General features: G+C 60.9%; 19 protein-coding genes. 2 read left to right on the top strand and 17 right to left on the bottom strand.

What is annotated here, in order from left to right:
• The 10 genes from ASD00_RS19065 to ASD00_RS19110 form a co-directional block, all read right to left on the bottom strand.
• Window positions 1-851 (bottom strand): glycine C-acetyltransferase (locus tag ASD00_RS19065; RefSeq protein WP_063963301.1); only part of this gene is annotated, 851 nt, incomplete at its 3' end.
• 179 nt (window positions 852-1030) lie between these two features.
• Entirely contained in the window at window positions 1031-2113 is a 1083-nt protein-coding gene (locus ASD00_RS19070; RefSeq protein WP_200951481.1) for an NAD/NADP octopine/nopaline dehydrogenase family protein, read from the bottom strand.
• Window positions 2114-2158: 45 nt separating this feature from the next.
• Window positions 2159-2770 carry an XRE family transcriptional regulator gene (locus ASD00_RS19075; RefSeq protein ID WP_063997110.1) on the bottom strand — a complete coding sequence of 204 codons (612 nt, stop codon included), beginning with the start codon at window positions 2768-2770 and terminating at the stop codon, window positions 2159-2161.
• 41 nt (window positions 2771-2811) lie between these two features.
• Entirely contained in the window at window positions 2812-3387 is a 576-nt protein-coding gene (locus ASD00_RS19080; RefSeq protein WP_057208302.1) for a peroxidase-related enzyme, read from the bottom strand.
• Window positions 3384-3884, bottom strand: coding sequence for a hypothetical protein (locus ASD00_RS19085; RefSeq protein ID WP_041692984.1), 501 nt, complete (start codon window positions 3882-3884; stop codon window positions 3384-3386). The genes ASD00_RS19080 and ASD00_RS19085 overlap by 4 nt, the downstream gene beginning before the upstream one ends.
• A gap of 9 nt (window positions 3885-3893) precedes the next feature.
• Window positions 3894-5387, bottom strand: coding sequence for an NAD(P)/FAD-dependent oxidoreductase (locus ASD00_RS19090; RefSeq protein WP_057208304.1), 1494 nt, complete (start codon window positions 5385-5387; stop codon window positions 3894-3896).
• Between the two features lie 93 nt (window positions 5388-5480).
• Window positions 5481-6566 carry an ABC transporter ATP-binding protein gene (locus ASD00_RS19095; protein ID WP_057208306.1) on the bottom strand — a complete coding sequence of 362 codons (1086 nt, stop codon included), beginning with the start codon at window positions 6564-6566 and terminating at the stop codon, window positions 5481-5483.
• Window positions 6566-7360: an ABC transporter permease gene (locus ASD00_RS19100; RefSeq protein WP_025431402.1), complete on the bottom strand. Its 795-nt coding sequence runs from the start codon at window positions 7358-7360 to the stop codon at window positions 6566-6568. Before ASD00_RS19100 ends, ASD00_RS19095 begins: the two co-directional genes overlap by 1 nt.
• A complete protein-coding gene (locus ASD00_RS19105) occupies window positions 7360-8346 on the bottom strand; it encodes an ABC transporter permease (RefSeq protein ID WP_025431403.1) in 987 nt (328 codons plus the stop codon). Before ASD00_RS19105 ends, ASD00_RS19100 begins: the two co-directional genes overlap by 1 nt.
• Window positions 8347-8506: 160 nt before the next feature.
• A complete protein-coding gene (locus tag ASD00_RS19110) occupies window positions 8507-9616 on the bottom strand; it encodes an extracellular solute-binding protein (RefSeq protein ID WP_057208311.1) in 1110 nt (369 codons plus the stop codon).
• A 409-nt stretch (window positions 9617-10025) separates the two neighbouring features.
• Here ASD00_RS19110 and yghU point away from each other — a divergent pair, with 409 nt between their 5' ends.
• Complete coding sequence (gene yghU, locus ASD00_RS19115) at window positions 10026-10940, top strand: glutathione-dependent disulfide-bond oxidoreductase (protein WP_025431405.1); 915 nt, start codon at window positions 10026-10028, stop codon at window positions 10938-10940.
• Between the two features lie 10 nt (window positions 10941-10950).
• A complete protein-coding gene (locus ASD00_RS19120) occupies window positions 10951-11328 on the top strand; it encodes a hypothetical protein (RefSeq protein ID WP_025431406.1) in 378 nt (125 codons plus the stop codon).
• 213 nt (window positions 11329-11541) lie between these two features.
• Here ASD00_RS19120 and ASD00_RS19125 read toward each other — a convergent pair whose 3' ends face one another.
• The 7 genes from ASD00_RS19125 to ASD00_RS19155 form a co-directional block, all read right to left on the bottom strand.
• Window positions 11542-12651, bottom strand: coding sequence for a glycoside hydrolase family protein (locus ASD00_RS19125; RefSeq protein WP_244496089.1), 1110 nt, complete (start codon window positions 12649-12651; stop codon window positions 11542-11544).
• Window positions 12652-12655: 4 nt separating this feature from the next.
• Window positions 12656-13828 carry a polysaccharide pyruvyl transferase family protein gene (locus tag ASD00_RS19130; protein WP_057208315.1) on the bottom strand — a complete coding sequence of 391 codons (1173 nt, stop codon included), beginning with the start codon at window positions 13826-13828 and terminating at the stop codon, window positions 12656-12658.
• 42 nt (window positions 13829-13870) lie between these two features.
• Window positions 13871-15049, bottom strand: a complete 1179-nt coding sequence (locus ASD00_RS19135) for a polysaccharide pyruvyl transferase family protein (protein WP_057208317.1) — start codon at window positions 15047-15049, stop codon at window positions 13871-13873.
• A 36-nt stretch (window positions 15050-15085) separates the two neighbouring features.
• Complete coding sequence (locus tag ASD00_RS19140) at window positions 15086-17761, bottom strand: glycosyltransferase (RefSeq protein WP_057208319.1); 2676 nt, start codon at window positions 17759-17761, stop codon at window positions 15086-15088.
• A complete protein-coding gene (locus ASD00_RS19145) occupies window positions 17751-19208 on the bottom strand; it encodes a DUF6212 domain-containing protein (RefSeq protein WP_156585686.1) in 1458 nt (485 codons plus the stop codon). The genes ASD00_RS19140 and ASD00_RS19145 overlap by 11 nt, the downstream gene beginning before the upstream one ends.
• A gap of 218 nt (window positions 19209-19426) precedes the next feature.
• Entirely contained in the window at window positions 19427-20656 is a 1230-nt protein-coding gene (locus tag ASD00_RS19150) for a glycosyltransferase family 4 protein (RefSeq protein WP_057208323.1), read from the bottom strand.
• A 48-nt stretch (window positions 20657-20704) separates the two neighbouring features.
• Entirely contained in the window at window positions 20705-21277 is a 573-nt protein-coding gene (locus ASD00_RS19155; RefSeq protein WP_082523640.1) for a MarR family transcriptional regulator, read from the bottom strand.
• Between the last annotated feature and the right edge of the window lie 104 nt (window positions 21278-21381).

The following is a 21381-nucleotide window of genomic DNA, read 5'->3' on the forward strand; positions in this document are numbered from 1 at the left end:
AGCGAGGCGGCGGCAATCACCGGCGCCAGCGTGTTGGAAAACAGATAGGGCCGCGAGCGCTGGCGCAGCCAGTCGACAACCTCGGCCTTGGCCGACGTGTAACCGCCCGAGGCGCCGCCGAGCGCCTTGCCGAGCGTGCCGGTGATGATGTCGACGCGGCCCTCGACGCCGCAATGTTCGGCCGAGCCGCGCCCGTTTTTGCCGACGAAGCCGACCGCATGGCTGTCATCGACCATGACCATGGCGCCATACTTCTCGGCGAGGTCACAGACGCCCCCGAGATTGGCGATGATGCCGTCCATCGAGAACACACCGTCGGTGGCGATCAGCTTGAAGCGACTGCCTTCGGCCTTCTTCAGCTCTTCCTCCAGCGCCGCCATGTCGTTGTTGGCATAACGGAAGCGCTTGGCCTTGGAGAGGCGCACGCCGTCGATGATCGAGGCATGGTTCAAGGCGTCGGAGATGATCGCGTCCTCTTCGCCCAGCAGCGTCTCGAACAGGCCGCCATTGGCATCGAAGCAGGAGGAGTAGAGGATCGTGTCTTCCAGGCCGAGGAAGGCGGAGATCCGCGCCTCCAGTTGCTTGTGCTCTTCCTGGGTGCCGCAGATGAAGCGCACCGAGGCCATGCCGTAGCCATAACGATCGAGCGCCTTTTTGCCGGCCTCAGTCAGCTCCTCGTTGTCGGCCAGGCCGAGATAGTTGTTGGCACAGAAGTTCAGCACCCGCTCGCCCGAGGCAACCTCGATCTCGCCCGCCTGTTTCGAGACGATCACCCGCTCCGACTTGTAGAGACCGGATGATTTCAAGCCATCGAGTTCGGAGCGGAGATGGGAAAGAAAAGCATTGGTCATGGCGGGGTAAAGCCTCACTCTTGCCGGCGAAACACTTCCATGTCGCAGCACTGGGAAATCCATATTGAACAACGAGGACCGGGCTGTTGCCCGATCGTTTGCCACAATCGCCCGGCCTTCACGCACGATCGGCGGGCTGGCTGCCGCGAGCGCGTGAAAGCGGGCAATCAGGACTGAAGTCAGGCCGCCGCGGCAAACCCGTTGCGGCACAGCTCCTTGAGCTCGTCCAGCGACATCGCGTCGAGATCAAGGGCCGTCAGAAGGTCGTTCTCCGCGGTGAAATCACGGCCATACATCGCCGAGAAAATTCGGATGCCCGCCTCGTGCAGTTCCGCGGGATGGCCTGCGAGACGTCCGATCTTCGCCGTCATGACCAGACCGAAGGGCACGTCTTCCGTCACGTAGCGGCTATCGGCAGTGGTCGGGCCGCTGCCGCCATTGCCGGCTTCGTGCATCTCCTGATTCATCTGGGAGATGGAGCTCATCGGCACGTGGAATGACAGATGAAAGTGCTGAAAGATATTGCGCACCTCAAGTCCGAGCTTGCTGGCGATGGCGATGCGCTCCCGGTCGAGATCCTCAAGAAGGCGTCCGACGTTCGGCGTCACGTTCTGGCCCTGGCTCCAGCTTTCGCCGCGCTCCATGCGGGTCATGTTGCCGAGCGCGATGCCCATATGGTTCTGCGGATTGAGGTTGGAAAGCGCGATCGCCATCAGGCTGCCGCGGTCGAGGAAACGGTCGCCGAACAAGGACTGGCAGATCGAGAGCCCCTTGGCGCTCTCGGATGCCGGCACCGTCGCGAGATCGACCTGCTTGCGGATCGTGTTCACATTGACCGAGGTCGGGCTCAACTGCCGCCCCGATACAGCTGTCGTGCCCCAAGCGACGATCGGGACAGTAACGCCGCGCGCTGCCAGCAGGCGGGAGAGATAAAGCGCACCAAACGAGGCGTGCGAACTGAAGATGACGATCTGTCCCGGGGTAATGTGCGGTGCAATCGCATCGAGGACAGTCTTGTGACCATAGGCCGGCAGCGCGATGACGAGCGCCTCGGCACCGGCAACAAGGTCCTTTGCGCTGGTGGCAACGGCCGGATGGAAGGTGCCCTTGATCGCGCCTTCCGCAACCAGCGCCTGGCCGCTGGCCAAGGCACGCGTCCGTTCGCCGGATGGCGACCACAAGGTCACCTCGTGGCCCTGCTGCTCAACAAGCGCCGCCGTTCCAAAAGCGATCGAACCCGCCCCGACTATTCCTACCCGCATTATCATTCCCTTTTCTGCTCATGAATTCGGCCCGCTGGCCGATCGTTATTTCGGACGTATCGACGTTCTCGGCGTGTTCGGCCCGACATCGCCGGACGCAACCACCAGGAATGCCCCCGCCCCGACAGGACCGACGCTTGTCAGCGAATGGGGGACGTCGGCGGCATAGCGCGCCGTTTCTCCGGCCCGAACGATCATGGTGTTGCCTGCGCTGCGCACCACGATCTCACCCTTGGTGCAGTGCAGATGCTCAACGGTGCCTGCCCCATGCGGGTCGCTCACCAGTTCCCCTTCAGCCTCAAAACTCAGCAAATACCATTCGATCAGCGACACCATGCTGGCCGGGGACAGGATCTGCAGCGTGCAACTGCCGTCCGCACTGCGGATGGTCGGCGTCAGGTTTCCCGGCTGGAGGTCGATGATGGAACCGCCGCGCTCTTCGCTTGCGCCGCTGACCAGACTGTTGAGGTCGATCTTGAGCGCACGCGTCAGATGCCACAGCGTTCCGTAGGTCGGGTTGGCATTGCCGCGCTCAATCTCCGACAGCATGGAGCGCGATACGCCGGACATTGCAGCCAGTTCGGCGAGTGTCAGATTCAACTCTTTTCGATATGCCTGCAAGCGCGGCCCGATCTCGGGCGGGTTGACCAACACCATGGCTTGTCCCTCTTTGCCAATCGAGTGAGTGTCTCCTCCTGTCATTCCCTGATCGGTTCGCCGAGCGTATGCATAAGCCGGTTGGCCCAGCCGAACAGAGAGGTGGACAGGATGAGATCGAGGATTTCCTCCTTACCTAAACCGGCCTCCACCAGCGCCGCCATATCATCGGCGCTTGCTTCGGACGGGCATTTCGAAAGCTTGACCGCAAACTTCAAGATCGCCTTCAACCGCGGCTCGATCTCGGCATCGACGCCATCGGCAAAAATGGACGCAATCACATCGGTGCTTTTGGTCAACTGGTTGTAGCGACTGGCATGAACAGCCGCACAGTAGACGCAACGGTTGACGATGGAAGCACCGACGGCGCCGATCTCGCGCTCGGCGCGTGACAGGCCGCCACTATTATACATGACACCGTTGAAGAGCGGGCTTCTGTGCGTCAGCGTTTCGACATCATGCGCCAGCACCAGCACATAGTCCGAGACCTTGGTGTTGGATGGAGTGACCTTGAGCGCTTCGAGCTGCTCGGCGCTCGCGTCCGCCAGCTTGAGCGGGGTCACATAAGACCTCCAGACCGGGATATCGGTGGTCAAGTCGTGCACGATCTCGCTCATGCCAGCCCCCTCATCAACTCCAGGCCGACGGCAACCCTGATCTGGTAGCTGACGAAGGCGACGAGTTCTGAAAGCCGCACGATGTCGTCATCGGCAAGACCCGCTTCCTGCAACAATTCGATGTCACGGCGGGTTGCCTGCTTCGGCGCATGCGCCACCAGGTCGACGTGGCGGATCAGCGCCTTGGCACGGATATCGCTGCCACCATCGAACCAGATATCGGCCATCCGGGCAGCGGCGTCGGGCGCACCGGCTTTTTCCAGCAAAGCCTCGAAATGATCCTCGAAGGCTTTATGGTCATTGATCTTTGCAATGCGCCAGGCAAGTGCTGCGCGCTCGGCATGCGACAGGCCTCCGGGATTTTCCGGCGTCAGCGCACTGTCATGTGTCTTCTGGGTCAGCGCCATGATGTCCGCGCGCGCCGATAGCACGCCGGCCATCGCGCTGCCGGGCTCGATGCCGACGATCGCGGCAATCACGTCCTCGTTTTCAGCCATGTGATCCTCCTATGCCTGCTTGCGATCGTTGACCGCTACGCTGTCCGGCAAGGGCGATGCCGTCCATTCGTCGCCGCGCAATTCGGGCGTGTCGTAGTCAAGCAAACGCTGCCAATATTGGTCGAAATTCTCTGAGTAGAGCTTGGCGGCGATCTCCCGCACCAGCCACGACGCGCCTTCGCTGATGCCCGGAATGTCGCCACTCACCTTGCCGAGGCTGGCGGCAGCGCCCGAGTTGAAGCTGTGGATGTTGGCAAGCCACGGAGCCTGGCCTGGTTCGCGCTCGAGGAAACTGAAATCGTCGGCGAGATAGGGGAACCGGCCGAGTTGGTCATTCTCCTCGCTCTCAGGCGGCGTGAATCGGTCCTGCCACAAAAGGATCTTGTCGGCGTAGCCGTCGAGTTCCTTGCGCGCCAGCGGATCGACCCCAAAGCCGGTGCCGAGGATAAGGAAATCCGCGCGGACCGACTTGCCTTGCGACGTCTCGATGACGATTTCGTCGCCGTCGAGTTCGACACTTTCGACGGCGGCGTCAAAATGGAAATAGGCGTTGGGATGGCGGCTGACGCGCATCGTCGACCCACGCGGCGCCGGCGTCTGGGTGCGCAGCGAGTAGTTCATGATCTGCCACCGCCTGGCGTCACCCAGCTGCGGGAACGCAGCGGTGAAGCCGAACGAGCCGATACCCATCAGTTTGTTGATGCAGGGCATTTCCTTGCGCCGGATGAGATGGCGGACTTCGGCAGCCCCCGCTTCCAGCGCCTCGGCGGCGTTGTCGACCGCCGAGGCGCCGACCCCGACAACCACGACCCGCTTGCCGCTGAGGGCAGCAAAGTCGATCTCGTCAGAGGAATGCGCCCAGTATTTCTCCGGCAGATCGCCGACGAAGTCGGGAATGCTGGGATGCCCCATGCCGTCGCGGCCGGTTGCCATCACCACCTTCCGGGTAAGCACCGACGTTTCCCGCGCGCCCTTGCCTGTTATCGTCAACCGCATGAAAGCGCCCTCGGGCTGGATCGCCTTGACCTCGACGCCGTTTTCGACCGGCAGATCGAGCACCTTGCGGTACCAGCTCAGATACTCCATCCACATCGGGCGGGGGATCTTGTCGAGCTTGGCCCATGCGTCATTGCCGAACTGGGCAACGTGCCAGGCGCGGAAGGTGAGCGAGGCCATGCCATAGGCCGGGCCGGTCAGTTGCTTGGGCGAACGCAGAGTCTCCATGCGCGCATAGGTCAGCCATGGCCCTTCGAGGCCCTCTTCGCTGCGATCGAAGATGCGGATATTCTGAATGCCGGCGCCGATCAGAGCGAAACTGGCGACCAGGCCGCACATGCCGCCACCGATGACGACGACGTCATGGACCTGTTCATCGGAGGCGGTGGGCACAACCCAGTTTGCCGGCGGATAGCACAGGCAGGCAAGATCGTCGCGGACACGCTGTTCCAGCTCCAGCAGGCTCGTCGCCGCCGATGGGATCGGTGTCTCTACGTTATAAGCCATGGTTCACCTCCGTCGGCCGATGGAACTTGGGGTTCGCATTGGCCGCCTTGCCTGCTTAGGACCCGCACCAATGCGATGCGCGCCGTTGGTTGATTAGTTGTGAGCGTGCCGGTCGGGAATGACCGTCGCCGTCTCGGGCTTCCAACCGACCCAGATGTCCTCGCCGTTAAGTTGCGCGACATCGCTTGGATGCACAAGGGTGTTGAGCAAGGTGCCCGCGCCGACATCGACCATCAGCGAGGTGTGGTTGCCCTTGAACACCCGTTGACGGATCTTGCCCTTGATGCGGTTTCCGCTGGTCGGCTCGCTCGCCGAACAATGGATCGCCTCCGGGCGCAGGACCACGTAGAGATGCTCGCCGACCTTCGGCGAAAGCCCGCCTTGGTTTGCCGTGATGGTGATGCCGTTCCAGCTGAGAGCCGCGACATCGCCTTCGGTTCCGACAACGGTACTGCGCAACAGGTTGGTCTCGCCGATGAAGTTGGCGACGAAGACCGAGCCGGGGCGGCCGTACAGCGTGTGAGGATCGCCCATCTGCTCGATCCGGCCCTTGTTCATGACCACGATCGTGTCGGACATGGTCAACGCTTCTTCCTGATCGTGGGTGACGAACATGAAGGTCTTGCCGGTCTTTTCCTGGATGGCCTTGAGCTCGATCTGCATCTGCTGACGCAGCTTGGCGTCGAGTGCGGAAAGCGGCTCATCGAGCAGCAGCACGTCCGGATCCGGCGCAAGGGCGCGCATGAGCGCGACGCGCTGGCGCTGACCGCCGGACAGCTCCGCCGGCAGGCGATTGGCATAGTCCTGGAGCTGGACCAGTTCCAGGAGTTCCGATACCCGGCGATGAATCGCCTGGTTGTCGAGGCCCTTCAGCTCGAGGCCGAAGGCAATGTTCTTGGCAACAGTCATATGCGGGAATAGCGCATAGTCCTGGAACACGATGTTGACGTTGCGCTTGTTGGGCGGAACCTTGGTGACGTCCTTGCCGCTCAGCAGGATGCGGCCGGATGTCGGCGTTTCGAAACCGCCAAGCATGCGAAGCGACGTCGACTTTCCGCAACCGGAAGGTCCGAGCAAGGTGACGAACTTGCCAGCCTCGATGCTCAGGTTCAGGTTGTCGACGGCGACGTGCTTGCCGTAGCTCTTGTTGACATTGTCGAATTGGACGACGGGTTCCATCAGCGGGTCCTCGCGCGGCGGGTGAGATGTTCGGCGTACAGTCCGACCGCGGCCGTAACCACGAGGACAAGCGTCGCCATTGCGTTGATTTCAGGAGACATGCCGCCCTGCACCTTGGCGAAGATCAGCATGGGCAGGGTCGGGCGATAGCCGCCAAGGAAGAAGGTGCGGACAAAATCGTCGATCGACAGAAGCACACAGAAGATCATGCCACCGAGCAGCGCCGGTCCGAGATAGGGCAGCGTCACGCGGAAGAAGGCAACGACGCTGTCGGCACCGAGATCGCGTGCCGCATCGACGAGGTTGCCGGGCATCGAGCGCAGGCGGGTGAGCGCCATGACGACGACGAAGGGCACGGCGTGCACGGTGTGGCCGAGGATGACGGCCGCCGTACCCGTCGGCATGTCGATGGTCGAGATGAAGATGCGCAGTGAGATCGCCGAGATCATGCCCGGAACGACCGCCGGCAGACAGGCGAGCGCGAAGATGATGACCTGGCCGCGGACGCCCTCGGCAACGATCAGCATGGCGATCCAGACACCGAGGATTGTCGCCGCAAGCGTCGTCGCTCCCGCGATCATGATGGAATAGAGGCAGGCTTCCAGGAACTGCTTGTCCTGCATCACCTTGACGTACCAGTCGAACGTCCACTCCCCGATCGGGAAGGCGACGAAATTGGCGCCCTTGAAGCTCATGGCCATCATCAGCGTGAGCGGCAGAAGCAGATAGAGGATGAAGGCCCAATAGAACGCGGTCAGTGATGCGCGCGGGGCATCGGAAAACAGATTGCGCATTAGATTGCTCTCCTTTTACGCCCGCCGACCAGCCGCATGAAGATGGCGGCGGCGACAAGTGCGGTCACCAGCATGATCAGGGCGAAGGCGGCGCCGACCGGCCACTTGTCGCTGGCACCATGGAAGAAACCGCTGATCGTTTCGGGAAACAGCACGGTGTTGGGGCCGCCGAGCAGCATGGGGGTGGCAAAGACGCCGATACATGTCAGGAAGACCAGGCAGCAGCCCGATACGATGCCATCGCGCGACAGCGGCAGGATGATCCGGCGGAAGCGCGTGAACGGCCCGGCGCCGAGATCGGCAGCCGCATCCAGCAACGGCGACGGGATCTTTTCGATCGCCGAATAAAGCGGCAGCAGCATGTAGAGGCAGATCAGGTAGACAAGGCCGAAGCCCAGCGAGAACGACGTATAAAGCATCGGGATCGGCCGGTCGATCAGGCCGATCTCGCGCAGCAGAACGTTGACGGCGCCGCGGTTGGCAAGCAGCATGATCACCGAAAACGTCCGGATCAGTTCGCCCGCCCAGAACGGCACGAGCAACAACAGCAGCGCCTTGGAGCGGCCCTCCGGCCTGACGACCTTGGCGACGTAGTAGGCAACCGGATAGACCACGACCAGGGTCGCGGCGGTCGCGACGGTGGCAAAGATGAAGCTCTTGATCAGCGGCGTGAAATAGATCGCTTCCCGGAAGAAGATCGCATAGTTGTCGAGGGTGAAGCGCGACTCCACGCCCGGCTGAACCGGGTAATGGGACAGGAGGCTGATCTTCAGCATCTGATAGATCGGCCCGACATGCAGCATGATCAGCCAGATCATCGGCACACCGGCCAGAAGGATGATGCGACCGATCCGCGATTCCACCGCCGCCCCCAGCGTTTTCCGGTAAAGCGAGGAGTTGACCACCTTGGCTATGCCGGTGGAATATCTCGGCACGGCCGCATCGCGCACCGTGCCGTATCCGGCTGTCGTGTTGCTAGTCACCATTAGACGATCTCAGTTGGCGCAGCCCGACCAGTGCCGCGCGGCGTCGTCGGCGGTCAGTCATTGCGCGTTGTTGGCTGGAAGGGGCCAGCAGGCCGGCCACCGGCCCGGAGATCGCCGAAGCGCCCCGGGACAGGTGCAAGCTATGCGAAGCGTCGCCTGATCAGGCCGCCTTGACCTCGGTGGTCGCACGGTCGATCATTTCGTTCTTCATGTCGCGGTTGACCGACGAGAAGAAGATGATGCGCTCGACTTCTTCCTGCGGAAGCGTCGAGGCGAGCTTTTCGCGTTCGTTGAGCAGATCGCCGACGCCGTTCATGGTCGAGCTGTAGCCCGACTGGCGGGTCATTGCAGCGCCGACTTCCGGGCTCGCCAGGATGGCGTCGAGCAGCTTGTACGCGTTCTCTGCGTTCGGCGCGTTGTTGACGACATTGAGTGTGTAGCAGAAGCCGAACGTGCCTTCCTTCGGCACTGACAGCTGGATCGGATGACCGTCGATGATCAGTTTGGCGGCCGGGCCAGACCACGAATGGGCCAGATAGATGTCCTCGTTGATGAACATCTGCTGCACTTCAGACCCGGCATCATAGTACTTGCGAACCATGTCCTTGTTCTTGATCAGGAAGTCGCGCGCCTCGTTGGTCGCCTTCTGGGCGACGTCCGCTTTACCGGCATAGCTGACGAAGTCGCCGTCATGGCCGAGATATTGCATGACGATGGTCATGAAATCGCTGACGATGTAGGAGGTTTGGCCCTTGAACTGCGGATCGAACATGATCTCCCAGCTCGGCGCCTCCTTCACATAGTCGACGTTGCGGGCGAGACCCTCGTAGCCGGCCAGGATTGGCAGACCCCACAGATTGCCGTCGACACGCGCCCAGGGCGCGTCCTGATAGGCGGGATTGAGGTTCTTCCAGTTGGCAATCTTGCCGGTGTCGAGCGGCTGCAGCAGCTTTGAGCTGATGAACTGCGAATAGCGGTGGCCGGCAACGGTGACGATATCGGTCGACGGATTAGCACCCTCGGCGGTAAGCAGGTTGTACTGTTTGCCCTGGTCGTCGGTCAGACGGATGCGAACCTCGATACCGGTGTCTTTCTGGAACTTGTCGATGAATTCCTGCGGCAGGAACTTGTCATAGGTGGTGATGTTGAGGACACCATTGTCGGCCCAGGCCGGGCGCGGACGAATAATGTATGGCGCCGCAAGAACAGCCCCTCCCGCACCAAGCAGTTTCAGCGCAGTTCTACGATTGATGGATACAATTTCACTCATTTAAGTCCCCCTTTTTTAGTTTTGACTTGTGAGAGCAGGTATTCTGGAATGTTCACGCACCAACTGGGCGCATTCGTCCGCCGGCAACATGGTGTCGCTGCGCGATCTGTAGAAAAGGCCTCCCCGCCTTCGTCCGGTATACCGAACTTTATATCCGCTAAACAGGAATTGACCTGTATAATGGACGAATGTCAAGCGAGCTTTGCAGGAAAATTACTGGATCATCGACCATGATGGGGTGGAATCGAACCCGAGAAAAAACGCACAGGTCCGGTTGACGGAAACCGCCCAGCACGGTCTCTCTGGTTTCGTCGCTCAAAGTCGTGATTAACAGTGATTGCTTTCCTATATCGAGAGATGCCAAACCCGGCAGAGTGACGTGTTTCCGAGAAGACAAGGTTGAATTTTCATGACCGAGAAATCCCCCGCCGATAATTTCCCCGCCGGCTATGCACTTCCTAAGGTCTGGACCTGGGAAGCGGGCAATGGCGGCGCGTTTGCCAGCATCAACCGCCCGATTGCCGGCCCGACCCATGACAAGGCGTTGCCCGTCGGCAAGCATCCGCTGCAGCTCTATTCGCTCGCCACACCCAATGGCGTTAAGGTCACGATCATGTTGGAAGAGCTTCTGGCTGCCGGCCATTCAGGCGCGGAATACGACGCCTGGCCAATCCGCATCGGCGATGGCGACCAGTTCGGTTCCGGCTTCGTCGAAGCCAATCCGAATTCCAAGATCCCGGCGATGATGGACCACGCGCCGAAGGGTGGCGGGGCGCCGGTTCGCGTTTTCGAATCTGCTTCCATCCTGCTCTATCTCGCCGAAAAGTTTGGCGCCTTCCTGCCAACCGAGCTTCGCGCCCGCACGGAAACGTTCAACTGGCTGTTCTGGCAGATGGGCTCCGCGCCCTTTCTCGGCGGCGGCTTCGGCCATTTCTATGCCTATGCGCCGATGCACATCAAATACGCCATCGACCGCTACGCCATGGAAGTGAAGCGTCAGCTCGACGTGCTCGACCGCCATCTCGAAGGCAATCGGTTCATGGCCGGGTCCGAATACACTATCGCCGACATGGCCATCTGGCCCTGGTATGGCGGCCTGGCCCTCCACCAGACCTATGGTGACGCCGGCACCTTTCTCGATGTAGGGAGCTACAAGCACGTCCAGCGCTGGACGGCCGAAATCGCGGCGCGTCCGGCAGTCAAGCGCGGCCGCATGGTCAACCGCCTGAGCGGTGATCCGTCGGAACAATTGCACGAACGCCACGATGCCTCCGACTTCGACACGAAGACGCAGGATAAGATCGCCCAGAAAGAGACCGCGTAAGGAGAGTGGAATGGCCAAGCTGCCTGATATGACGAAACACCGGGGATTTCCCTACGCCATGCCGGGTACAGGCATCCAGTTCGTGATCCGTCGCGCCAATCCAAAGGGGGCAACGCCGATCAAGGCGTTGCCCCGCCATGCGCGGCCGGGCTCGGGAGCGCACCGCATCGACGCGGCCTTCCTCCACGCCCTTTGGCATCATTTCGGCGCGGAACCGTTCGAACGTGGCAATCTTGACGCCGCCCGGCTGAACCTCCTGTTCGGCCGCGAGGTCTTGGCTGTGGACAAGGACTTCGACCCGGTGTCCTATGAAGCCTTGCTCGTCATCAACGAAAAGGTCGCTCGCCAGAGCTTCCCGGAATCGTTCGAGGACGTCTTCGAGGTATGAAGGTAACGGGCCGCGACCAGTGCGCCTGTTAGCGGCCCGCACCAGCAGATACGGGGATCAACGGCGACCTGAGCCAAACGTAGGGCGGATGCAAACTCTCCGAACCTGGAGGCGACAATGCCTCGACGCGACGCCTGAAGGGCGCTGGAACTGCTGCAAAATGCGGGCCATCCTCGCCCCCACGCGCAAGCTGCCCCGATTGAGGGCCGTCAGCTAGTTCGGAGCAATTGCCTTGATACCGGCAGAACTGAGCTGGCCGCATCGCCAGACACCGTAGCCGGCGTTGGTATCCCAGTCATAATAGAAAGCGGCTTCCAATCGCCCTGACGACATGAGGTCGCTAAAAACTGATCGTATCGCCGCCACCGCCCCGGTGCGCTTCTGGTCGTCGAGCGGGCAGGAACGGGCGGAGTTCGCCACGCCCCATTCGGTGATCCAGCAGGGCTTGCCTGTGTCCCCTGCCCCGCAGAAACGAAGGAGTTCGCGGATATAGCCGGCAAGCTTCGGCCCTGCCTTACGTCCCGGATAGACGTGAATGCCATAGGCGTCGACATACTCATCGAGCCCACGCAATTTAAGAAGGGTGATCACTTCTTCCGGGTCCAGGCGCTCCATGCCCCTATGATCCGCCTCCCCGGCGCTCATGTCGGATAAGCCGGCAGAAACGACCACCGCGTCGCGGCTATGGATCGTCGCCTTCAGCTCCTGCCGGGTAATCCTGGCAACCTCCACGTAGGTTGCCAGTCCTCGCTCGAAGGCCTGCCTGTTGCGGATGTCGGAGACACGGCGCGGTGTGACGGCACCGGGTTTTCGATAAACGACGAGATCGCCATTGTAGGCGCTGTAATTGATCTCGTTACCGGGCTCGACGGCCATCAGCGTAACGCCTGCATCGTCCAATCTGCGCAATGCCGCCTTGAGGCTTTCGCGGTACTTCGCCGGATCGAGGTCGGAGAGGCGGCGAATGTCCCAGATACGACCGAAGCCGGTTCGAGCACGAACCTCGTCCGCGTAGTAGTCGGGATTCGCGAGCTGAATCTCCAGCAGGATCTTCAAGCCGAGGCCATGAGCGATCTCGACCGCGTCGATGCTCTTGTCTACCGGGGCCGACAGGGATAGCCGCACGTGGGTTGCGCCGCTCGCGGCGATGTCACCAAGGATTTTTCTCTGCTCGTCGGGTGTCTGCCAAGCGAGATTGACCCTATTGATCCCGACGATCGCCGCCGGGTTTTGATCCTGTGCGATCGCCGATCCGGTCTCGAAGACAAGAAGCGAAATCAGCGCGCAAAGAAGGACTTTGCGCGCTGCAACCTTCCATGCCACGCGCTCAGATCCCAATCTGGCCGAGCACATTTCTGAAGTTGGTCTCACAGGCGCGATAACGGTCGACGGCCGCCTCTGCGTCGATCTTGGAAAGGAAGTTCGAAAGATAGGTCCGCTTCTCGGCCTCGCGATTCCAGGTTGCCGCCTCGATATAGGGGAAGCCGATGAACTCGAGCATTTCGCGCATGCGGTCGTCCACCGCGATCATCAGCGCCGGAACGCCGGCCTGCATGCCGATGATGCAGCCATGGAACCGACGGCCGAAACACATGTCTCTGGTCGTCGTCCAGCCTCGCCATTGGTTTGTGTCGAAGAAGGCGATCAGCTCGTGTTCGCGCTGCCACTTCTCCTTGTGCTTGTACTGCGTCGCCCCGGTAATACGTCCACTGGCGCGATCGTAAACCGGGGTCGTATCCTCACCCGGCAGGTCAAGATTGTAGGCGATGACCTCGTCCTGGACCACATAGCTGGCAACGGACTTCGGCCCCAGTAGTGCGTGCGCGTCGACGATCGTGTCGGCGACGCTGCCGAGGTAACCACCGAAGGCGATCTTCTGCGCGTCCGCCAAGGCCGGATTGGCGAGTGCCGTCAGCGACCGGACCATTTCGTTCGGGGCGAAATAGAGCGAGGGGCAGCCCGTCGGCTTGACGAATTTCATCCCCTGCTCTCTCAGGAACTCCGCGGTAAAATAGCCGCGTGTCAGGAAGAAGCTTTCCCTGTTCCTGAGCACGTCCAGGAACTTGAGCGTGCCTGCCGGCAGCAACTCCTTGAGACCTTCCTTGCGCTGGATGCCGATGCCCATCACCACCACGGGCATCTTCAGCTTGGCGAAAACCTCGGCTTCGAGATCGGCGGAATATCCGGGCCGCAACAGGTTGGCGGAAGCGAAGACACAGATATCGAATTCGCGGTTTGCCTGCTCGTAGAGCTCGTCCGAAGTACGATTGTTGGCGAGGTGCCAGAAGGGAACATAGGTGACATCGTGCCCCCGCAGGCTTTGTGCGGCACCCTCGCCGATCAGATAGTTGCCGGTATTGGCTATTCTCCTGACCTGGGAGAGGAAGTCCTTCTTCGCCGTCACCTCGTCGAAATAGGGGCGGTGGTGCACCGTCATGCCGGCAACTGAGCCGATCGTGCGCTGCAGATACGAGGGGATCCCTGTAAGTAAGATACGCATAACTGTCCTTTGAACGAGCGCTTAGGAGGATGCCGAGTTCTGCTAGTGACCGATGCCGATTTCCCGCAAAGTCGAACGGAATCTGCGCTCGCGATCGGAATATCTGTCAACGAGTTCCGAAGCATTGAGCTTCCCAAGATGGTCGGCGACGAATTCGCTGCGGTTCTCGGCGCTGTCGATCTCGTTGATGTCGACTGCAGGCAATCCGGTGTAACCGAGCATTTCGCGCATGCGGTCGTCTACCGCGACCATCAGGCTCGGTACGGCCGCCTGCATGGCGATGATCGAGCCGTGGAAACGGCGGCCCAGATTGAAGTCCATCGACGAAGCCCAGGCTCGCCACTGATTGGTGTCGAAGAAGGTGCGCACCTGGAATGGCTTGCCGAGCCTGTCGGCGCCGGGATAGGCGAGGTTGCCCACCATGGTGCCCGACGCCGTGTCGTAGACGCGGCCCTCCCCATTGGGCTCGACGCTCATGTCGAAGTGGAGAAACTCGTCCTGGACCACGTATTGCGGGACGCTATCGCCGCCAGGCAGAGCCTTGGCATCCAGGACCGTATCCTGGTTGCCGCCAAGGTAACCGGAGAAAATGGTGCGCGCCTTGCCGACATCGACCTCAGGCAGCTTTCTGAGCGATTTCCGCATGTTGTCGGGCATGAAATAGACGGACGGGCAACCGGTCGGCCGCACGAAGTTAAAGCCTTGATCTTTCAGGAAACCTTCCGTCTCGAAGCCGCGCGTCAGGAAGAAGTGCTCACGCTCCTTGAGAATGGCCAGCAGCCGCTTCGTGCCCTCTGGCAGGTTGTTCTCCAGATCCTTGCGGTTCTGCTGACCGATGCCGAGCATGACGATCGGCATCTTGAGCTGCTCGAGCACATCGGCTTCCGCGTCAGCCGAAAGCCCCTTGCGCAGCAGATTGGCGCAGGTGAAGACGCAGATATCGAAATTCGAGTTGAATTCGTCGAGGCCGACGCCATTCTTGGCGCAATTATAGAGATGCCAGAACGGCACGTGCTTGGCGTGGGGTGAAAGCGCGCGCAGGGCACCTTCGCCGATGAGATAGTTGCCGGTGTTGCTGATATTGCGCAACTCCTGCAGAAACTCCTCTTTCGTCTCCGGCTGTTTTTGACGCTCCGCATAGGAGACAGACAAACCGTGGGCGCCATTGACGAGGCGGGTGTAGTGACCGGGAATACCGGTCACAAGAATCCTTGCAGGCATGCAATCGACCTTTCTGCTTGAAATACCGGCGTGGGCTCAACTGGCCGCCCGGATGCCGGCGTCTACCGCTGGATCCGCTGGAAAGACGGCCGTTCTTGACTGGGACGAGTTATCGACCCAGGTGTCGCACCACGCGAGAAACTGCGAAAACGAGGATGTCCACGAACGACGGGATGCAGTCTTGATGCAGCCTTCGATCAGCGGAGCAAGTTGGTCTGGGTTGCGGGCAACCGCCTCGATGGCCTGTGCCATCGACCTGACGACTTCGGGATCGGCGGCCGCATGGATCAGCACGCCATCTTCGCCGTCGATGATGAGTTCGTCGACGGCGCCAACCGCCGTGGCAATCGGAACGCATCCGAGCTGCTGTGCCTCGGCGATGGCGAGCGGCGCACCTTCCCAACGGGACGGCATGACGAGCACATCCGCCCAGGACAGTGCCTTGATGAGTTCCTTGCTGGCGAAGGCCGGTGGACGGACGTCGACGGAGAGATCCTTCAATCGTTCCGTCCATGAGACGCTCGAGTCGGCAAGAATCTCGCCGCCGACGGCACGCGCCTCGAATGGAACATTCCTCGCTCGAAGCTCGGACAACGTGGCCGCCAGCCTGTCGATCCCCTTCTGCCGATCAAGCCGCCCCATGTAGAGCACGTGCAAGCGCGCATCGTCGCGCGGCTGCCGTCGGGCGGCGATCACGTCTGCCTGGACTTTCGGTGGCACCGTAAAGCCCGCGCTGTTGGAGACGGCAAAGACCTTTGCGTGCGGCACGCCGAAACTGTGCAGGTAGGTCTTCAACTGCTCGGAGCAGGTCAGGAACGCGTCATAGCAATGTTCGTGAGCGATCGCGGCAAAAGGCTGGCCCGCCGGGCGCTTGAACGCGGTGTTGTCGACGACGTGAAGATAGCATGCCGTTCGCGTTCCCTCGGAACGCAGCCGGGCGATGAGGGGATGGACGGCCATGACATGGTTGTTGATCACCAGATCGAAACCAGACAGCTGGCCCTTCAACGCCTGCCAATCGACTCCATGCTCGTCGGCGATAAAATCCTGTCCGAGGAATGAGCCCGACCCGCCCCATGCAGGAACGCCGGCATCCCAGAAGTGAATGTGATCAAAGCTCGCATCGAATTCGTCGATGACATCCATCTTGGCGCTGCCGAGCACGAACAGATGTGTTTCGAAACCGGTTCGCTTCAGCTCGCGCGCGACAGCATAAATGACCTTTTCGGCCCCACCGAAAGAGGCGTTCGGCACCAGCAGAGCCGCAGTGCGCTTGCCGGAGCTGTGCCCGAGCGGCAGGACCGGCGAACCGCCGACTTCCCTTCGCAGCTCCTTGTATAGCTCGCCATAGGGCACCAGCCGCGAAGGCCGCCATGTCCACCGTTTGCCCGCCGTATGGCGCAAGGGGCTGGAAGCAATGGCATTGATGCAATTGATCATCATCTGCTGCGGCGTGATCAGCGAACGGCGCGACAGGCTCTTGGGGAAGGGAAAGCGAACTTTCAGCAGCGTCACCGTCGGCCAGACCTGCTGGTTGCCGATCGATGCGAACCACTCCAGCGCGTTGTTCTGGATCACGTCTCTGACCAGCGGCGTCGGAAGGAAAACAAGGTCAGCCGGGCCGACATTCTGCGAACCTGCCGGTAGTGCAACCGCCTCGATCCCACGCTTCACGCCGTCATTTGCAAGTTGAACGAACAACGCGTTGGTATTTTCGCTCAACCGCTCCAGGTGGGCGAGAATGTTTGGAAGCATGCGCGAGCGGAGCAAGAGATCGAAAGCCGAACCACTGCCCGCCACGAGAAAGGGCGGGAAGTGTGCATTGTCGGGTTCGCCGACATTTGCCCAGAACGCCGGGATGATGTCGTCCAGCCGAAGCACGGTTGGTGCCTTGGTCGGATCGGTAAACAGCGAGATCGACGCATTTTCGGTTCGGGCGAAGAGATAGCGCGGCGCTTCCTCATGCTCGAAATCGACGAGCATCGGGCGGCGATACAGAGCCTTGTGGCGTTTTCTGAGGTAACTGACCGAAGTAGCGCGCTCCCGGTTGGCTTCCTTGAAACGGCTTTCGGCGCGCAACCGATACTCAAAGACCGTGTCGTGGCATGGCACCCCGACGAAGCCATTCTCGATGCAGGACAACCAGAATTCCCAGTCCTCAAATCCGTTCTGCCGGTCGTCGCTGAAGCGCACGCCGGCGCGGAAAACGTCGATGGAAATCAGCGATCCCGTGTCGCAAATGTTGTCCGTGATGCAATGCGCCAGCCGCGAATACTGATTGCCGTAATGCGCGCGCCAGGACACGGAGAACGTATCGATGTTGGTATAGACCCAGCCACAAGCACTGCTGCCGAGCTTTTCATAGAGTGTCTCTATGGTGCGAGGCAGAACACGATTGTCGGCATCGAGGAAATACACCGCCCGCGCCTCGGGCAGATGCTCGAGAATGAAGTCGATGGCGCGGTTGCGGGCACCACCTGGCCCCGCGTTGCGGCCGAATATCACGTGAATGAACGGATGGACCGCAGCATAGAGCAACAGCTGGTCGAACGTTTCGTGGCACGGGTCGCCATCGACCGAAACCACGATCGCGAGCCTGGAGGTGTTCAGATCGGACGCAAGAGCGGATTCGATGGCTTCCAGGACAAGCGCCGCATGACCGTAAAGCGGCATCGCGATGGCGATGAGATCGGCCTCCGGATTACCTGGCATTCAGGGCCTCCGTCGACTGCTTTACCAGTCGGAAGCTCGACAACTTGAGCCAGCAAAAATCGACGGTCTCATCCACGGCCCGGCTGAGGATGATCAGATCCATTGGCACGCGGATCGCTTCGTCCATCTGCATGCTGATGCTGATGGATTGCTGGGCACCGACTTCGCGCCAGCCGCTGAACAGGGTCGAAGGTTTCACCGAACCCTTGCGCGCGAGCTCGGCGACTTCCGCGCGCGCGTTCGAACTGGCGGGGCTCAGGAGAAAACTGACTGCTGCCGGCGCGCCCTTGGGATGATCGATAATGGCGCTTGCCGACAACGAGACGGTGCCAGGCTCGATGGCGCGGTTGATCGCCCCGGCTGAGATACCGGTCGGCAGGGGGTGGCAGACGATCGCATGTTCGTGTTCGAGGAACCGGATCGTCTGGAAATCCGGGACGATCTGGGTCACCGAAACGTCAGTGATCTGGCTGAGCTTCTCGATCCCCAGCCTGTAATCGACGGTGAATTGTCCTTCCAGCAAACTGGTGGGAGCGATCATGTTCGCGGTGCTGGCGGGCTTGACCCCGGGCAGCCCCGTAAACACCCGGAACGCAAGCGGGCGCAGGTCAAGGTCGGGATGCGGATGTTCCGATCGCGCCGAGTAGCGCTCGCTGGCGATGTGGTGCCCGAGCGAAAGGCCAAGCGCGTCGGAGCCGCTTGCTGATACGCGCAGGCGAAGTGTCCTTGCCGCGCCGCCGCACGCACGCGGCAGAGAAAAGAAGTTCCAGCCGGAAACCAGGCCGACATAGGGAACATTCCATTCCGCCACGCCTTCGCCACTTTCCAGGTAGTTCAAAGTGACGATGAGCTCTCCACTGCCCTTCGGCAATGAGTGCAGGTGAAGCGCGAAGCCGGCGACCCCGAGGCTCGAGACGGGCAGGAGCTGCTCGATGAACGCGCTGCTCAACAGCTGCCCTACACCCTCGTCCTTCGGATCGGCAAAGGGATCATGGGCAAAGACTTCGGCAACCGGCTCCCAGTTTCGCGCATGGAAGGCGTCTTCCAGAAGGCGATAGTTTTCGAACAGTTCTTCGCGCTCACGCCTCAGCACGGCGAGTTCCGACGTGATCGAAGCCGAATATCGGGCGAGCCGGCCTACTCCGTCTTCGGCAAGCGCACGCAGGAGCGCCGAGCTCTCCGCCACATTGACCGGGTCAAGACGCAGGACCGCCAGCTCCGGGAGCGTTCGCAAGGCAGACAGTCGCGCCAGCCCCTTCTTCAGGTCCACCTCTGCCTTGTCGGAAAAGGCGACCGCGGCGATCGGAAACGTATCCTTCAACGTGTCGAAGGAACCACCGTCGGCTTCCACATAGTCCACCAGATGGGCAACATTGCTGCCCTGCAAGATCGCCCGATCGCGATCCGATGCCAGAAGCAGCTTTTTCAAACCGAGCCGAGGCCCCATGGCGGAGTGTCTTACTTCTTGCACGTAACGCCCTCAGAAGAAACGATAACGCATATCGATGGAGTTTCTGAACCGACGACAGCTATACTGTCGATCGCCATTCATCACGCTAATTACGTAGCAGTGAATTTCGCAGTGCACAACGGCAAAATACATAGCCAACCCAACAATAAACATAACAAATACTTCAATATTTGAAGTATCTTGAAATGTTATTGTCACATTGCTGGGGGACGCCCCGTCATCGTTGTCATGAGGTCTCGCTGACGCAGCAGGCAATCCTCGAGCCGGAAGCGCCGCTCGACAGTCCTTCGCGCTGCCGCCCGCATGCCGACGGACGCCTGCGGATTGCTGACGGCGCCGAGGATTGCTTCACTGAGCGCGTCGGCGTCGAAGAACGACACAAGGATACCGTTGTGACCCGAGCGAATGACTTCGCGAACCGGAGGCGTGTCGGATCCGATAACCAAGGCGCCGCATGCCATGGCCTCGAGCACGGACCAGGAAAGCACGAACGGATAGGTCATGTAGACATGGGCCGCGGAGACCTGAAAAAGTTGGCGAAGGATGTGGTGCGGGACAACGCCTGGAAAGATGATGTTGTCAGGCGGCACGTCGAGCGAGGCGAGCAGGTGCGATTTCCACGAACCACCACCAGGAGGCGGCGGCCCGTAGCTGGTTCCGTCACCTCCGACGAAGACGAAAACCGTGTCAGGGCGCTTCTTCACGACCTGTGCGGCGGCCTGCAGTGCCTGGGGAAAACCACGATAGGGCTCAAGATCGCGGGCGACAAAGGTGACCACCGGCGGATCATTGGCCTTCAGCACGCGACCGTCCGGAAGCCGCACCGACGCCGAAGCGTTGGGGCGGAACAGCGCGGTATCGATACCTTCGTGGCAAACGGCAATGCGCTCGCGCGTATCGGCGGGATAAAGGCTCTTTTGCCATTCGGTGGGGCTGATGCCGCCATCCATGGCTTCCAGTGACAGCAATTGCGCGACGTTGCGCAGTCGCAATCTCTTGCGCTCTTCGAGGTCGGGTTGATCGTCGGGCGCAAAGCCGATATCGGCCCCCTGCGACCGATAGAAAAACTCGCAGTAGCCAAGGGCCGGAATGCGAGGAAGGGCATCCTTGACGAACATCATGCTGCCCCAGCCGATGTGGCCGACGACGATGTCCGGCGTCATGTCCTGTCGCGTCATCGCATCGAGCGTTTCGGCAACGCGATGTCCGATCCGGGCATGGTGATCCGGCACCGCCATGTGCCGAGCGATGGCCGCGGACATGCGCGGCCCGGGCTCGGCCCGGTGCCGAATGACGCGCACGGACGGAATCTTCTGATCCACGGTTTCGGTGATCAGGCTGACGCTGTTGCCCGACCGCACCAGGTCAGCCGCCAACGCGGCGAACTGGCCGAAGCCGCGCCGATGAACAAATGCCACATGCATGCTATCTAATCCGCTACCTGAATGACGTCCACATTGGGTTCCGCCCGGTCACATGTCGTAACGTGACGCGCTGCCCCAGACGAGTTCGAGTTGATGCAGGGTCTGAAAGGCGGTCTCCAGGTTCTGGCGATCCTGATGGCCGCGATTGAGCGCCCGCTCGTAGGCCATCGCCGCGTCGCGCAAGTTCGCCCTCAGCAGCCGGCCCTTTTCCGTCAGCTTGATGCGCGCCGAACGCTTGTCGCGCTGGGAGGCAACCCGATCGATGTAGTCGCCATCTGCCAGTTGCTTCAGATAGTACGACACGTTCGAGCCCACATAGTGCCCGCGATCGAGCAGCTCGGCCACCGAAAGCTCGGCATCTCCGATTGCCAGCAAGACCATGGCCTGAGCCGGACCGATGTCGTCGACACGCAGCTTGGTCAGCTCGGCGCGCACCAAACCGGAAAACCGCCTGCTCACCCTCTCCATCAGGCGCGCAAGCTCGAAATAGGTCAGCTGTCGGCAATCGTTCGCGGCTTCGGTTTGATCGTGGGCTCCTACCGCCTTCGACGTCTGGTCCTCCTGCTGGAGCAACGCCACATCTTTGATCCCCGTGGACGGATAGAGTACTCTTTCATTCATCCAACTCTCCATTTCGAAATTTACTTCAAATCTTGAAGTAAACCAGACTACAACAACCCCTCCCCTCTACCTTGAACTTGCATTACCTCTTACTTTTGTGCCAC

It is taken from the genome of Ensifer sp. Root31, assembly GCF_001424825.1.
In the GTDB taxonomy this organism is placed as follows: domain Bacteria; phylum Pseudomonadota; class Alphaproteobacteria; order Rhizobiales; family Rhizobiaceae; genus Ensifer; species Ensifer canadensis.